Origin of the sequence: Saccharopolyspora hordei, from assembly GCF_013410345.1 — a bacterium.
In the GTDB taxonomy this organism is placed as follows: Bacteria; Actinomycetota; Actinomycetes; order Mycobacteriales; family Pseudonocardiaceae; genus Saccharopolyspora; species Saccharopolyspora hordei.
On the sequence record NZ_JACCFJ010000001.1, the window covers coordinates 1,350,145 to 1,362,969 of the forward strand.

Consider the following 12,825-nt stretch of genomic DNA (forward strand, 5'->3'; position numbering starts at 1 on the left):
ACGGACGGCGTCCTCTCCGTGCGGTCGGCGGGGGACGCTAGCCGAGCTCGGCCGCTGCCTTGCGGATCAGCCCGAGCAGCCAGCGGTGCGCCGCGTCGACGTCGTTGCGCGGGTGCCACGCCATGCCGATGGTCAGCGGGGGCAGCTCCAGCGGCACCTCGAAGGTGCGCAACCCGGCGTTGCGCGCGGCGGACTCCGTGGTGAGGCAGACCAGGTCGGTGCGCCGGGCGAGCAGCGCGGCGGCGGTGTGGCTCGGCAGCACGACGGCCACCCGGCGCTGCAGCCCGAGGTCGGCGAGCCGGTCGTCGACCGGGCCGTGCGCCTTGCCGCGCCGCGAGACGCTGATGTGCGCCGCGGAGGCGAACTTCTGCGGGGTGACCTGGGCGTGCGCCAGCGGGTGGTCCGGGTTCACCGCGCCCACCAGCCGCACGGTGGCCAGCGGTGCCGTGCGGGTCTCGGGGTCCAGGTGGTCCAGCACCCCGACCTCGACGTCCACCGTGCCGTCGCGCAGCGCCGAGGTCCCCTCCGCGCTCTCGGGGGCGAACCGGAGCACCATCCCGGGCGCGGCGTCACCGACCGCCGCGAGCAGCGCGGGCGCCAGCGCACCGGACAGCAGGTCGCTGGTCTGGATGGTGAACGTGCGGGTCAGCGTCGCCGGGTCGAACTGGCTGCCGGGGGTGAGCAGCGCGCGGGACCGCTCGACGACCGCGTGCACCTCGTCGCGGAGCTCCACGGCCCGCGGGGTCAGCACCATGCGCTGACCGGCGCGCACCAGGACCGGATCCCGCAGCACGCGGCGGATCCGGCCGAGGGTGCGGCTCAGCGCCGCGGGAGAGGTCTGCAGTTGTTCCGCCGCGCGCGTCACGCTCTGCTCCCGCAGCAGGGCGTCCAGCGCCACCAGCAGGTTCAGATCCATCGTGGACAGTCACGAGCTCCCTGGGGGACACCGCTCCCACCTCGCGCGGGAGCGGTACTGGTCACCTCCATTGTTGCGCGTGGCGCAAGGATCCCGTGCCGATCCGGCCATGGCCGACGGTGCTGTCGGGAGTCGAGGGTGGGAGCCGCAGGCCCGCACCGACAGCGGGCCCCGCAGCAGACGGGAGAACGCACGCGCAACGCAGACCTGCTGGCGGTGGTCAGCCAGAGCGGCCCCACGGTCGGCTTCGTCGACGCCGCGACCCACCGGCACCTGGAGGCCCTCGACCTGCCCGCGGAACCGCACGAGCTGTGCTCCGACCCGGAGCACCGGGTGCTGTGCTGCACGATCGCCGACCGCTCGGGCTACGACCACGCGAACAGCGGCGGGCCTCGGACCTGGTGGTCATCGACCCGGACGCCCCCGCGGTCCTGGCCTTTCTCGACCTCGTGCCGGAGCACGGTCCGCACGGCCTGGCGCTGGACGTCACCCGCCGGAGGTCTACCTCGGGCGCATCGACACCGGAGCGCCCGGGCCGCACTGGTTCGTCACACCCCGGACGGCCGGCGCGGGCACGCCGCGAACGAGGAAGCCCCGTTCGTCTCCGTCGTCGACCTGGAGACCGGCCGGACGGTGCGCCGGGTGCCGGTGCCGGGCAGCGAGGGCACCGTGATCACCCCGGGACGGCACCCGCGCCTGCGTCGCGACCCCCTGCAACGACGTGCGGCGGCGCGCCGCCTCGCCCGGGATCGTGGTGATCGACACCGAGACCGACGAGGTGGTCCGGACGGTCCCGACCGAGCGCCAGGTGGTGCCGGTGCACGTCACCCGCACGGGCCTGCTGCTCGCCGGGGAGCTGCGGTCGTCCCCGGGGCGGCCCGGGGCTGGGCGTGCAGGAGCCCGGCCGGCTGCTGGTCTTCGCGCCGGACGGTTCCGCGCGGCTCGGCGCGGTCGAGGTGGGCCGGTTCCCGCGCACCACCACCTCAGCGCGCGGCCGCGCCCACGTCTCCGCGGTGGCGGACGCCACGGTGACCGTGGTGGACCTGGAGCGCCTGGCGGTGCTGGACACGCTGCACGTCGACCGCCGCGGCGAGCCGGGCGCGCACGGGCTCGCCTACGTGCCCGGGTGCGGGTGCTTGGGCTCGTAGAGGCCGAGCTCGGCGCCGCTGGGCAGCCGGAGCGCGGTGACCAGCCCCCACCCCGCGTTGCTCACCGTGCGGGTGATCTCGACGCCCTGGTCCTGCAGTTCGCCGATGGTCGCCGAGATGTCGTCGCACGCCAGGTAGAGCTCGCAGGTGGGGGTCGCGTCGGTGGGGTGGGTGGCCAGTTCGGTGGGCGGCAGCCCGAAGACCAGCCACCCGTCCCCGGCGTCGACGTCCTCGAAGCCAAGCACGTCCCGGAGGAACTCCTGGTCCCGCTCGGGGTCCTGGCTGAAGAACAACACGTGCGCCCCGTTGATCATCGGTCCGACCTCCTCGGTCCACACCGTCGCACGATCCGCGCAAGACCGCTGACCAGCGCGGGAGGCGGCTATGGGAGGGGCTCGTCGCGGGCGCCGGAGCACCCGGCGGTCACCGACGTCGTGACGGGCTCCCGGCCGGACCCCGCCGAGCAGCCGATGCGCGGGGCACCGGTGGTCACGGCGTGAGCCGGGCGGCCGGGGGCCCGAGGCGGTGATCGGCGCGGTGGCACCGAGGCGCGCAGCACCGACCGTCCTGTTCGGACGGGAGGGCCGGGCGTCCGCCCGCTGGTCAGAAGCGGTAGTGCAGCATCCGGCCGAAGCGGCGGACCGCGGTGATCCGCCCGGCCGCGCGCAGCACCGTGCGCACCGGCGCCGACAAGCGGTCCAGCTCGGGGGCGTCGGTGTAGGACCACTCGGCCACCAGCTGCAGCCCGGGCACGCGGGCCTCGAGCGTCCTCGGGTCGTCGATGCCCCAGTCCAGCCGGGCCCCGGCGTTCTTCACGATGGGGTTGGCCCGGTTCGTCATCCGGACCGCGAGGGTGCTCATCGCGTCGAAGACCAGCTCACCGCTGGGGAAGTGCCGGGTGATCCGGCGCAGCAGCGCCAGGACGTCCGGTTCGGACAGGTACATCAGCAGACCTTCGGCGACCACCAGGACCGGCCGGTCGCCGGGGATCCCGTCGAGCAGGTCGGGCGCGGTCACCGAGGACGGAACGGTGCGGCGCTGCGGGGACTCGGAGAAGAACCGCTTGCGGAGGTCGATGACGTCCGGCTGGTCGATGTCGTACCACTGGACGTCGTCCGGTGGTGCCACGCGCTCGTACCGGCTGTCCATGCCGCAGCCGAGGTGCAGCACCGTCGTGCCGGGTCGCAGGGCCTGCCTGGTCCACTCGTCGATCGAGCGGGCCCGCAGCGCCACCGAGGCGGCGTAGCGGTCGTTCGGCCGGAACTTCGCGAAGTCGAAGTCGATGCGCTGCACCACCTCGTCGGCCCAGCGGTCGCCGAGCAACGGCCGCTCCGACCGGTTGTCGAGCGCGCGCAGGTGGACCGTGGCGAGCATGGTCGCCTGGGTCCCGGTGAGCTCCACCCGCTGGCCGGGCTGGTGCTCGAAGCGGTAGTGCAGCAACCGCATCGCGTCGCGCAACGGCGGGACGGCGTTCATCGCCTGGGCCGCGATCCGCTGGGGGACCGGCACCTTCGCCAGGTGCGGCGAGTCCAGCACCGGGTGCGCGCGCCGCAGTCGGAGGCCGGGGACCCGGAACTCCAGCGTCCGCGGGTCAGCGATGCCCCAGTGGAACCCGGCGCCGGCCCGGCGCAGGAAGCGCGAGGAGCGCGCGGCCCGGACGGTCCACGGCAGCACGGCGTCGAACACCACCTCGCCCACCTCGAACCGCTGGACGAGCCGCCGCAGCAGGGCGACGCCGTCGTCCTCGGTCAGGTACGTGGTGAGGCCCTCGGCGATGACCAGCGTCGGCCGCCCGGTGGGGACTTCGTCGAGCCACCCGGGATCGGTCACCGAGGCGGCGATGGTGCGGTGGTTCTCCGGCACCTCCGGGTACAACCGGTTCCGCAGCTCGATGACGTCGGGCAGGTCGACGTCGTACCAGAGCACGCCGTCGGGCAGGTCGAGCCGGTGGGCCCGGCCGTCGAGCCCGCAGGCCAGGTGCAGCACCACGGCGTCCGGGTGCTCCGCCAGGTACTCGGCGGCCCAGTCGTCGAGCCGCTTGGCGCGCAGGACGATCGCCATCCGGTCGCCGGAGCTGAGCGCCAGCCGGCGGAAGTCGACGTCCACGCGGTCGAGCAGCCGCTCGGCGACCTCGTCGCCGAGCACCGGCTCGGGCGTGCGGTTGTCGAGCGCCCGCGCGTAGAGCGGGCCGAGGAGGGTTCGCTGCGCACCGGTCAACCGGACCTGTTCGACCACGGTCGCGAAGCTACGCCAGGTCCGCGACGTCGTGGAACGGGAGGATCCCGTGATCTCCCTTGCGCGGCAGACGTTGTCGGCCGGTATGACCGATCGGCGAGGTTCTGGGGATCACCGCGGCGCCGACGCTCGCGCTCGCGCCGGAGCCGCCGGGTCACGCCGGGGCGATGCCGCGCGAGCGCATCCAGGGCAGCGGGTTGATCTTCTTGCCGCTGGAGTTCCACACCTCGAAGTGCAGGTGCGGGCCGGTGGAGAAGCCGCGGTTGCCCATGGTGGCGATCTGCTCGCCGGCCTTGACCTTCTCGCCCTCGTCGACGGTGATGGTGTTGACGTGCCCGTAGACGGTGATCGTGCCGTCCTCGTGCTGCACCCGGACCCAGAGGCCGAAGCCGCTCGCCGGGCCCGCGTCGATCACGACCCCGTCGGCGACGGAGTAGATCGGGGTGCCCTTGGAGTTGGCGATGTCGATGCCGTAGTGCGTGGTGCCCCAGCGCCCGCCGAACCCGGAGGTGAAGCGGCCGGTCGTGGGCGGGGCGAACTTGGGGGCGCGGGCCGCTTCCTCAGCGGCGATGCGGGCGGCTTCGCGTTCCTGCGCGATCCGCTCGCTCTTGTTGAGCTTCTCGACCTCGGAGCTGGTGTTCGAGACCTGGGCGATGGGGAGCATCGCCGGCGCGGGGGCGCTGCCGCCGACCCCGGTGCTGTCGGAGTCCTCCGCCATCGCGGTGTTGAACGAGGCCGACGCGTCCGCGGGGTTGAAGTCGTCACGTTGGTCCGGGGAGGCGTGGCCTTCACCTGCGGCGATCGATTGCCCTGCAGCTGCGAAAGCGCCAGCGGCAACCGCAGCGACGACCACGCGACCACGCCAGGCGGAGGCAGTCGACGGGCCGCGGCTCCGGCCCGGACTACTGGAGGGCTCGTCGGGGGACGCCTCCGCGAGGTCCGCGATCTTGAATTCGCCGCCGGGGGAGCGGTGGTGAGCCAATGCTTGCCCTTCCGTCTCGGGGAGTCCGATCACGAGTCCCGGATCGGGGTTCCGGGTGCCGGTCGGGGAACCGGCTGGAGGTTGTCCTTCGTGACCAGACCGTGACAACGGACCGGGGGACAGTAACCAAGCTGATCCCCTAGGGGCAAATCCCCGTCCGTGACGCGTCGGGCACGGTGCGTGTCCGGTCGGGCTAGTCCGTGAGGGACTGTCAGACCCCTCCGGACAATGGGCGAGGTCGTCGCTCAGCGGAGCTGCCTGCGGGTTCGTGATCGGGGAGGATCGCTCCGATCGGCGCAGCCGCAACTCGGAGGTGCCTCGATCCAGTGACCCCGCCGTGAAGAGCAGTGATGCAAGTCACACCTCATGAGTGGATTGCCGCCGGGTGGGAATGCTCCGTTCGGGCGGTCCCCTCAGGGATGTCCCGGAGATCGCCACGCGGTGCCCCCGCGCCGCCCCGGAGTTGCTAGCGTCTGCGCGGTGACTGCGCGGTCCGACCGTTCCACGACTCCGGCCACGAACCCCGATCCCATGCCCACATCCCTGCGCGCCGCGATGGCGGTCTCCGTCGTCGGCGCGGTGCTCCTCGGCCTCGGCCCCCTCCTCGGCCTGGTCGCGCCCAGCGCGCCCGCGGCCTTCACGGCGTGGCCGCTGCTGCTGGTGCTCGCCCTGCTCCCCGCGGGCATCGCCGGCCTCGCCCTGCGGGCCGGGCGGCCCGCCACCGCGGCGGCGGTGCTGGTCGGGCCGGCCGTGCTGGCGCCGGGTCGGCTCGTGCTCGACGCCCAGTTCCTCGCCGACCCCGGACTCGCGGCGCGCCCGGAACTGCTCCGGCTGGACAGCCTCGAGGTCTTCACGCCGTCGGCCGGCGTCTGGGCGCTGCTGGCCGGGCACGTGGCCGCGATCGCGGCCGGGGTCCTCGCGGTGCGCGGCGTCGGCCCGGGTGAGGGCGGTTCCGGCGGGCACCGCCAGGGGCTGCTCGCGCTGGTGCTCTGCGCCGGTGTGCTCGCGGCGGTCGGCGTGCTCATGGCGCCGTTCGCCTCCGACGACCCGTACCTGCTGCCCAAGCCCGCGCTCGACGCGCCGCTGGTGGTGCTGGTCGGCAGCGTGCTGCTCGCCGTCGCGGTGCCCACCGCCGCCGGGTACCTCGCCGGGACCACCGACCAGGACGTCGCGCGCGGCGGGCTGCTCGGCCTCGCCGCGGCGCTGGCCGGGGTCGTCGTCCCGCCGCTGGTCGCGGTGGCGGTGCTGGCGGAGCTCAGCTTCTCGTGGGGGCCCGCGCTCGGGCTCGTCGGCGCGCTCGCCCTGGCGGCGCTGGCGGTGCCTGCCGGGCGCGCCCACTCCGGCGAGGTGGACGAGGACCTGCACCTGCCCGCCCTGAGCCGGCTCCTCACCGGCTCGGCGGTGCTGGCGCTGGCCGCCGGTGCGCTCAGCGTGCTGGCCGCGGTCGCGCCGCAGGTGGAGATGCCCTACGGCCTGCGTGACCCCTCCCCGTACCCGGCGCGGGTGCTCTGGCCCGCGGGGATCCTGCTGCTCCTGGTCGGTGCCGCCCTGCTGGTGCCGCGCCTCGCGCTGCGGGTGCGTCCGCTGCTGCCCGTGGTGTGGGTCGTGGTCCCGCTGGCGGCGACCGGGGTGCTGGACGCGGTGTTCACCGCGGTGCAGGCGGCCGGTGCGCAGGCCCGCCTCGGCGCGTGGGCGGCGGGCGTGGCGGTGCTGTTCGCCGTCGCCGCCGCGATCGTCGCCGCGGTGGCCGGTGCCGTGGAGCGCGACGAGGTGGACCTCACCGAGATCGCCATGCGCAAGCCGGTGCTGGTTCCGGCGCTGGCGTCGCTGGTGCTGGGCGCCGCGGCCTTCAGCCTGCCCGTGGTGACCGCCCCCGACTACACCGCCCCCGGCGTGTTCACCGAGTTCGGCACGACGTCGTGGGGGCTGCTGACCGCGCTCGCCGGTGTGGTGGCGGCCGCCGTGCTGGCCCCGATGTGCCGGCCGCCGCGCGCCGCCGCCCTGCTCTGCGGGGCCGCGGCGGTCGTGGGCGTCCGCGTGCTCGAGTACCCGCTCACCGCGGAGCGGCTGCCCGGCACGACGCCCGGCACCGGGCTGTGGTTCGGCGTCGCCGGGGTGGTGGTGCTGCTGGTCTCCGCGATCGCGGCCGGCCGCACCCGGGCGGCCTGAGGGGATCACCCGGACCGCGGGCTTGCCCGGGGCGGGGACCCGGCCGAGAATCGGGGGGTCACCGTCACGGTGCGCTGTTCCGTTCGTCACCACGAACGCGCGATCCTGGCCCGGCGAGCAGGGCGAACCCGTGCGCCGGACGGTTCGACCAGGCCTGACGGCCCACCTCAGGTGAGGCAGTTCACCGGACGCGCCGCCCCACGCTTCGTCGCAGGTCGATATCGTCACCCGAGTCCGACACCGACGTCGCAGGAGAGTCGAGTGGACCTGTACGAGTACCAGGCGAAGGAACTCTTCGCCTCCCACGGCGTGCCGACGCTGCCCGGCACCGTGGTGACCGATCCCCAAGGGGCCAAGGCAGCCGCTGCAGAACTGGGCGGGCCCGTCGTGATCAAGGCTCAGGTGAAGACCGGGGGTCGTGGCAAGGCCGGTGGCGTGAAGCTGGCCGAGACCCCGGAGGAGGCCGAGACCAAGGCCGAGGCGATCCTCGGGCTGGACATCAAGGGCCACGTCACGCGCAAGGTGCTGGTCACCACCGCCTCCGACATCGCTGACGAGTACTACTTCTCGTTCCTCCTCGACCGCGCCAACCGCAACTTCCTCGCCATGGCCTCCGTCGAGGGCGGCATGGAGATCGAAGAGGTCGCCGCCACCAAGCCCGAGGCGCTGGCGAAGGTCGCGATCGACCCGATCCAGGGCGTCGACAAGGCGAAGGCGCAGGAGATCGTCGCCGCCGCCAAGTTCCCGGCCGAGGTCGCCGACCAGGTCGCGGACGTGATCGTCCAGCTGTGGGAGACCTTCGTCGCCGAGGACGCCACGCTCGTCGAGGTCAACCCGCTGGTCAAGGACCCGCAGGGCAAGATCATCGCGTTGGACGGCAAGGTCAGCCTGGACGACAACGCCTCGTTCCGCCAGGAGAAGCAGGCCGAGCTGGTCGACAAGGAAGCCGAGAACCCGCTCGAGGCGAAGGCCAAGGCCAAGGGCCTCAACTACGTCAAGCTGGACGGCGAGGTCGGCATCATCGGCAACGGTGCCGGTCTGGTCATGTCCACGCTGGACGTCGTCGCCTACGCCGGTGAGAAGCACAACGGCGTCAAGCCGGCCAACTTCCTGGACATCGGTGGCGGTGCGTCCGCCGAGGTGATGGCGGCCGGTCTGGACGTCATCCTCAACGACCCGGCGGTGAAGTCGGTGTTCGTCAACGTCTTCGGTGGCATCACCGCCTGCGACGCCGTCGCCAACGGCATCGTGCAGGCGCTGCAGATCCTGGGCGACGAGGCCACCAAGCCGCTGGTCGTCCGCCTCGACGGCAACAACGTCGACGAGGGCCGCCGCATCCTGGCCGAGGCCAACCACCCGGCCGTGACGATGGTGGACACCATGGACGGCGCGGCCGACAAGGCCGCCGAGCTGGCTGCGGGGGCATGAGGCACCATGGCTATCTTCCTCAACGAGAACAGCAAGGTCATCGTCCAGGGCATCACCGGCTCTGAGGGGACCAAGCACACCGCGCGGATGCTGCGCGCGGGCACCAACATCGTGGGCGGCGTCAACGCCCGCAAGGCCGGCCAGACCGTCGAGATCGAGGGCAAGCAGCTCACGGTCTTCGGCACCGTCAAGGAGGCCATGGAGGCGACCGGCGCCGACGTGTCGGTGGTCTTCGTGCCGCCGAAGTTCGCCAAGGACGCGGTGATCGAGGCGATCGACGCCGAGATCGGCCTGGCTGTGGTCATCACCGAGGGCATCCCGGTGCACGACTCCGCCTACTTCTGGGCGCACGCCACCGCCACCGGCAACAAGACCCGCATCATCGGGCCGAACTGCCCCGGCATCATCTCGCCCGGCAAGTCCAACGCCGGCATCATCCCGGCCGACATCACCGGCCCGGGCAAGATCGGCCTGGTGTCCAAGTCGGGCACCCTGACCTACCAGATGATGTACGAGCTGCGGGACATCGGCTTCTCCAGCTGCGTCGGCATCGGCGGTGACCCGATCATCGGCACCACCCACATCGACGCGCTCCAGGCGTTTCAGGACGACCCGGAGACCGAGGCCATCGTCATGATCGGTGAGATCGGTGGCGACGCCGAGGAGCGGGCGGCCGACTACATCAAGGCCAACATCACCAAGCCGGTGGTGGGCTACGTCGCCGGGTTCACCGCGCCGGAGGGCAAGACCATGGGCCACGCGGGCGCCATCGTCTCCGGTTCGTCCGGCACCGCCGCGGCGAAGAAGGAGGCCCTGGAGGCCGCCGGCGTCAAGGTCGGCAAGACGCCGAGCGAGACCGCCAAGCTCATGCGTGAGATCATCAAGGGCTGACCCTCGGATCGATCGCGTCACGTCGGGGCCGGGCACCTGCGGGTGTCCGGCCCCGACGGCGTCTGGGCCGGGAGACGGCGCCGTCCGCTTCCGGTGCAGCGCGTCCGATCGATCCAGTAACGTCGGAAACCGACCCGTCCTCGTCCCCGAAATGTCCATTGAGGAGTGTCCCGAACCATGTCCGCCCCCTATCCCCCGTCGCGGAAGTCCAGCGCAGGCGGTCCCGCGCTCGGCCTCAAGGAGATCCTGGCGCTGGTCGCGGCCGGGGCCGGTCTGGTCGGATACCTGATCGGCTTCTTCAGCGAGATCGTCGGCGTGCTCCTCGGCAGCCTCGTCGGCTTCTCGTTCATCACCGCGGCGGCGCTGGCCGGTCTGCGGTTCGTGCCGAAGACGCCGAACGCGCTCTTCGCGGCCGCGCCGCTGTCCACCTACGCCACCCTCGCGCTGCTCCAGGACCTCCTCAGCGGCACCGCCGGTGGCATCGTCGTGGTGCTCCTGCTGCTGGCCGCCGCGCAGCTGGCCGGTGTGCTGGGCATCCTGTTGATCGACGGCGGGGTCATCGCCGCCCCCGAGAAGTCCGGCTCCGCTGACGGGCCCGCCTCCGGTGGCCAGCCTGCCCCGTTCCCGCCCGGTGGCCCCGGTGCACCCGGCGGTCCCGGCGGGTGGAGCCCCGCCGCGCCGCCCGCGCAGCCCGGGCAGTTCGCCCCGGCGAGCGGGGGCTGGAGCCCGGCCACCGGTGGTCAGCCGCAGCCGGGCGGGTGGAACCCGTCCTCCGGTGGTTCGCCGACCCAGTCCGGCCCGATCGGCAAGCCCGCCCCCGGCGGGCAGCACCCCGGCGCCGGTGGTCAGTCCGGTCCCGGTGGTCAGCCTGGTCCCGGTGGTCAGTCCGGTCCGGGTGGGCCGGGCGCCCCGAGCGCTCCGTCCGGGCAGGGCTCCCCGGACTCGAGCGGTCAGAACCAGTCTTCCGGCCAGGGCGGCCAGAGCGGCCAGTCCGGGCAGGGCAGCGGCCCGCAGGGCACGCAGCAGATGCCGCACCCCGGCCTCAACCCGCCGGGGTTCTGAGCCAGTTCGAGAGCGCACGGGCGGTCGCCGGGACCGCCCGTGCGCTCCCTCGTCGGTGCGCCGCTCTGCCGGAGGTGGCGTCGACTGCGGTGACTCCGCACTGGTCAGACGGCGGACCACGGTCGCCGGAGCCAGCGGTGGGCCCGCGTGGTGCGCGGCCCTCGGGACGCGGGGCCGCAGGGCGAGCGGATCGCCAGGCTCCTACCGTCCTCAGTGGACGGGCGTCGTCGCCCGATGGGTTGAGGCGGCGGCGTGTTGTGACCCGTTCGGCGGAAAGACGGTGCGACATTCGGCGTCGTGTCCGTGCTCGAGTCGATCCCCCACGCCATCGCTGACGGCCCCCGCGAGCGCCGGCTCGGCCTCCGCTGGTGGTTGCTCCTCGGCGCGACCTGCACCGTCCTGCTCGCCGGCTACCTGGTGTCCGCCGGGCTCATCGCCCTGGTGATGGCCACGGCCACCGACGCCGTGTTCGACCCGGTCGTCGTGCTGCTGGCCGCGCTGCCCGGGTGGCTCGCCCTGCACCAGTCCGCGCTCACCATCACGGGCGCGCCGTTGAGCGTGCTCCCGCTGCTCCCGACCGCGGGCGTGGTGCTCATGATCGCGGCGGCCTCGGCGTGGGTGGCCCGTCGCTCCAAGCTGCGGCGACCCGACCAGGCGTGGCCGCTCATCGCGACGATGGGTCTGGGGCACGCCGGCGTCGGCGCGGCCATCGCCCTCGTGCTGGACTGGCCTTTCCGCGTCGTCCCGGTCGACGCCTTCCTCAGCTGCGGCGCGGTCGCCACCGTCGCCGCGACGGCGGGCGTGGCCAACCGGTGCGGCCTGATCTACCTGGTCTGGGAGCGGGTGGGGGCCCAGGTGTGGTCGGGACTGCGCATCGGTCTGCTCGCGCTCGCCGCCGTGGTCGCCGCGGGTGGCGCGGTGCTGCTGGTCGGGATCGGCACCTCCGCGCCGGGCATGGTCGCCGCGATGTCGCGGGCCGGTGACGAGGGCGACGCGATCGGGACCTCCCTCCTGTCGCTGCTGTACGTGCCGAACGGGGTGCTGGCCGGCTGGGCCTTCGCCGCCGGGACCGGCCTGTCGCTGGGCGAGCTGTCGGCCCAGCCCCTCGGCAGCGCGCCGAGCCGCGAACCGCTGCCCGACCTGCCGCTGCTCGCGGTCCTGCCGTCGCACGCCGGCGTCGGGTGGTCCGCCGTGGCGATGGCCTTGCCGCTCGCGGTCGGTGCGCTCGTCGGCGTCGCGTGCCGCCGGGTCTCCGGCAGCACGTCCCACCGACTGCTGGCGGTCGGGGTGGCGTCCTGCGTCGCGGCGCTGGGCACGCTGGTCCTCGCTTTCGCCGCAGGCGGTGAGCTCGGCGGCGGCCCGCTCAGCCCGGTGACGCTGCGGCCGTTCGCGCTGGCCGCGGTGACGCTGTGCTGGGTCGCCCTCCCCGCAGCGGCCGTGACCTGGCTCCTCGGACCGGTCGCGGTCGACGAGCCCGAGCCGGCGGACGCGGCCGGGAGCCCCGACGGCACGGCGACCGACCACAGCGCCGACGCCCCGGGAGCCGGGGACGAGCAGCCGGACGACGGCACCACGGACGGCGGCTCCGCGGACGGCGGCGCCGCGGACGGCGCCGCCACGGACGGCGCCGCCGCCGGGGAGGACGGCGAGCCGTCGTCGGCCACCGACGAGCTCGCCGAGGACCTCAGCGACGCGATCCCGCACGCGCGCGAGCCCCTCGCCAGCGGTCCGACCCGACGCGCCCGGTCGGAGATCGACCCCAGCGAGTTCGACGGTGATGTCGACGCGAGTTGGGATGTCGACGCGAGTTGGGACGTCGACGCGAGCGGGGACGCCGACGCGGCCGGGGACGCCGGGACCGCCCGGGACGCCGCCGAGACGCGGCGCACCGACCCGACCAGCGACGCCGGCAGGTCCCAGCGCGTGGCCGGGACGTCGGACGGCGACGGGGGCCGTCCGGACTAGTCGCCGCTCGCCGACCTGGCGGATCCGGA

The 12,825-nt window shown here is 73.8% G+C and carries 10 protein-coding genes; 6 read left to right on the forward strand and 4 right to left on the reverse strand.

Features of this window, described 5'->3' with window-relative positions; genetic code table 11:
- Positions 1-37: 37 nt before the first annotated feature.
- Positions 38-916: a LysR family transcriptional regulator gene (locus HNR68_RS06420; RefSeq protein WP_179718601.1), complete on the reverse strand. Its 879-nt coding sequence runs from the start codon at positions 914-916 to the stop codon at positions 38-40.
- Between the two features lie 890 nt (positions 917-1,806).
- Here HNR68_RS06420 and HNR68_RS26665 point away from each other — a divergent pair.
- Positions 1,807-2,064 carry a YncE family protein gene (locus tag HNR68_RS26665; protein ID WP_246330402.1) on the forward strand — a complete coding sequence of 86 codons (258 nt, stop codon included), beginning with the start codon at positions 1,807-1,809 and terminating at the stop codon, positions 2,062-2,064.
- Here the strand turns inward: HNR68_RS26665 and HNR68_RS06430 are convergent.
- The 3 genes from HNR68_RS06430 to HNR68_RS06445 form a co-directional block, all read right to left on the reverse strand.
- Positions 2,031-2,378: a VOC family protein gene (locus tag HNR68_RS06430; protein WP_179718603.1), complete on the reverse strand. Its 348-nt coding sequence runs from the start codon at positions 2,376-2,378 to the stop codon at positions 2,031-2,033. The genes HNR68_RS26665 and HNR68_RS06430 overlap by 34 nt on opposite strands.
- 289 nt (positions 2,379-2,667) lie before the next feature.
- A complete protein-coding gene (locus HNR68_RS26670) occupies positions 2,668-4,299 on the reverse strand; it encodes a class I SAM-dependent methyltransferase (protein WP_343049966.1) in 1,632 nt (543 codons plus the stop codon).
- A 154-nt stretch (positions 4,300-4,453) separates the two neighbouring features.
- A complete protein-coding gene (locus HNR68_RS06445; protein ID WP_179718605.1) occupies positions 4,454-5,152 on the reverse strand; it encodes a M23 family metallopeptidase in 699 nt (232 codons plus the stop codon).
- Positions 5,153-5,812: 660 nt separating this feature from the next.
- Here HNR68_RS06445 and HNR68_RS06450 point away from each other — a divergent pair.
- The 5 genes from HNR68_RS06450 (at position 5,813) to HNR68_RS06470 (ending at position 12,796) form a co-directional block, all read left to right on the forward strand.
- Positions 5,813-7,450 (forward strand): hypothetical protein, encoded by a 1,638-nt coding sequence (locus HNR68_RS06450; RefSeq protein ID WP_179718607.1) that lies wholly within the window; start codon positions 5,813-5,815, stop codon positions 7,448-7,450.
- Positions 7,451-7,711: 261 nt separating this feature from the next.
- Positions 7,712-8,878, forward strand: a complete 1,167-nt coding sequence (gene sucC / locus HNR68_RS06455; protein WP_179718608.1) for an ADP-forming succinate--CoA ligase subunit beta — start codon at positions 7,712-7,714, stop codon at positions 8,876-8,878.
- A gap of 6 nt (positions 8,879-8,884) precedes the next feature.
- Entirely contained in the window at positions 8,885-9,769 is an 885-nt protein-coding gene (gene sucD, locus HNR68_RS06460; protein ID WP_179718610.1) for a succinate--CoA ligase subunit alpha, read from the forward strand.
- Between the two features lie 177 nt (positions 9,770-9,946).
- The gene (locus tag HNR68_RS27110; RefSeq protein ID WP_179718613.1) at positions 9,947-10,831 is read left to right on the forward strand and encodes a DUF5336 domain-containing protein; all 885 of its coding nucleotides are present in this window, start codon (positions 9,947-9,949) and stop codon (positions 10,829-10,831) included.
- A gap of 297 nt (positions 10,832-11,128) precedes the next feature.
- Positions 11,129-12,796 carry a cell division protein PerM gene (locus HNR68_RS06470; protein ID WP_179718615.1) on the forward strand — a complete coding sequence of 556 codons (1,668 nt, stop codon included), beginning with the start codon at positions 11,129-11,131 and terminating at the stop codon, positions 12,794-12,796.
- Positions 12,797-12,825: the final 29 nt, after the last annotated feature.